The organism is Geminicoccus flavidas (assembly GCF_009806515.1).
GTDB lineage: Bacteria > Pseudomonadota > Alphaproteobacteria > Geminicoccales > Geminicoccaceae > Geminicoccus > Geminicoccus flavidus.
Genome location: NZ_WUJP01000966.1, coordinates 1 through 2,027, shown reverse-complemented (window position 1 = coordinate 2,027; position 2,027 = coordinate 1). Strand labels below are relative to the sequence as shown.

Here is a 2,027-nt window from a genome sequence, read left to right as displayed (position 1 = left end):
AGAAGAATGTCGAAGCCTGGGATGGCGCCATCGCCGAGGCGGCCGCCATCTTCACCACTCTGGAGGCGGACGGCATCAAGCTCGGCCTCGTCAACATGGGCGGCGGCTTTCCAACGGCCTATCTGGAGGACGTGCCTGCCGCCGAAGCCTATGGCGAGGCGATCCATGCCAGCCTGATCCGGCATTTTGGCAACCAGTTGCCGCAGACAATCATCGAGCCGGGGCGCGGCCTGGTGGGCGACTGCGGTGTGCTGGTCTCGGAGGTCGTGCTGGTCGCGGAGAAGGGCGACGAGGATGGCCGTCCATGGGTGTTCCTCGACGTCGGCAAGTTCGGCGGCTTGGCAGAGACCATGGACGAGGCGATCCGCTACCGGATCACGAGCGACCGGCAGGGGCCGGAGCGCCGGGTGATCCTCGCGGGGCCGACCTGCGACAGCGCCGACGTCCTCTACGAGAAGAGCGACTACCGGCTACCGGAAGATCTGGTCGCCGGCGACCGGGTCCTGATCCACGGCACGGGTGCCTACACCACCACCTATGCCAGCGTTGCCTTCAACGGCTTCTCCCCCCTGGCCTATCACTGCGTCTGACGCTGTGGTCGCTGGGCAGCCCGAGCTGCCCGGGCTTCCTTCCGGCTGATCGGCCGCTGTCCCGATCGATCCGTCTTTGCGCCGAGCCCATGCCGGCTGCGCAGGGAAGGGCTCTTGCCATGCTCGACATCACCAGCGGCCTTCCTTGGGCCGCAACCGGCCAAACCCTCTGCCAAGCGCCTCGTCGCGGACATGCGCCCTCGATCCGCAGCGCCACCGAGACGGACCTGGATGCCATCACCGCAATCTATGCCGAGCAGCTGCAGGCAGGGCTGGGCAGTTGGGAAGCGACGGTTCCTGATCGCGCGGTCATGGCGGAGCGTTTCGCCGCCGTCCGTGGGGCCGGCCTGCCATGGCTGGTGGCAACGGACCAGGCGGACAACATCCTGGGCTTCACCCATGCCCGGCCGTTTCGCGCGCTCTCTGCGTACCGTGGCACCGTCGAGGATTGCATTCACGTGGCACGGACGGCGCGCGGGCGGGGCGTCGGCAGCTGCCTGCTGGAGGCGTTGATCCAGCTCTGCGCAGCGCGGGGATATCGGCAGATGATTGCCGTGATCGGTGATGCCCGCAATACCACCTCCATCGCCTTGCATGAGCGCAGCGGGTTCAAAATTTGTGGTGTTCTGCCCGGCGCCGGGGAGAAGTCGGGCGAGCCGGTGGACGTCGTGCTGATGCAGCGCACCCTGCCACATACGATGGGCGGCCGGGCCTGATAGGCGGTTCTACCGGCGGCGGCGCGTCTCATTCTTCGCACCATCGTCAGTGATGGCACCTCCCAGAGGTGCTTCATCCAAGGACTCGGGCGGACCGAGCATACAACTTGAAGATGTTGGCCTTCTTGTAACGTGGATCGAAGGTGACTTCGCGGCCCACCCAACTGGGCAGGGAAAACGCCTGATCTGCATGCTGTAATTCGATTTCGGCGATGATCAGGCCCTGGAGGGCGTTCTCATACACATCGACTTCCCAGGTGAAACCTTCGAACGGCACGAGATGGCGTGTCTTCTCGAGGATCGGGCCGTCGCAGAGCGTCAACATCGCCTCCCCCTCCAGGTAGGGGATCTCGTACTGGAACTCTGCGCGGACGATCCCGACTCTGGGGCCCTTGACGGTCATCCAGGCCTTGTCCGCTTCGATACGGATGCGAACCTTGCCATCGCCGAAGCGAGCAAGCAGGCCATCCCGGAGCTTCCGGCAGCCGGTAACTGCTTCGCGCCAACCGGCACTCCTCACCAGGAACTTCCGCTCGATCTCCAATCCCATTCTGCGTCACCAGAAAGTTGAAGGACCGCAAGCCCCGGCTCGACGGCTGGCTGCGCCCATATGGTGTCAACGCTTCCTGCCTGAAAGCCTGGCCGATGCAGATCATGGTGAACGGCCCATCAGTCGAGCGGGAGACGTAGCGTGGATGGCTGTCAGGGCTGATACCGGGAG

At 64.9% G+C, this 2,027-nt stretch carries 2 protein-coding genes and 1 pseudogene; 2 read left to right on the top strand and 1 reads right to left on the bottom strand.

Annotation, left to right across the window (positions count from 1 at the left end; all coding sequences use genetic code 11):
- Both EQG76_RS27730 and EQG76_RS27725 read left to right on the top strand, forming a co-directional pair.
- Positions 1 to 590, top strand: a pseudogene (locus EQG76_RS27730) (ornithine decarboxylase); the annotation flags it as partial.
- Positions 591 to 709: 119 nt separating this feature from the next.
- A complete protein-coding gene (locus tag EQG76_RS27725; RefSeq protein WP_159718304.1) occupies positions 710 to 1,306 on the top strand; it encodes a GNAT family N-acetyltransferase in 597 nt (198 codons plus the stop codon).
- A gap of 73 nt (positions 1,307 to 1,379) precedes the next feature.
- On the opposite strand, the gene EQG76_RS27720 is transcribed toward EQG76_RS27725, so the two are convergent.
- Positions 1,380 to 1,856 carry a CYTH domain-containing protein gene (locus EQG76_RS27720; protein WP_159718302.1) on the bottom strand — a complete coding sequence of 159 codons (477 nt, stop codon included), beginning with the start codon at positions 1,854 to 1,856 and terminating at the stop codon, positions 1,380 to 1,382.
- Positions 1,857 to 2,027 lie beyond the last annotated feature (171 nt).

Excerpts from the sequence above, each read along its gene's own strand:
- EQG76_RS27725 (WP_159718304.1), top strand. The coding sequence starts at position 710 with ATGCTCGACATCACCAGCGGCCTTCCTTGGGCCGCAACCGGCCAAACC.
- EQG76_RS27720 (WP_159718302.1), bottom strand. The coding sequence starts at position 1,856 with ATGGGATTGGAGATCGAGCGGAAGTTCCTGGTGAGGAGTGCCGGTTGG.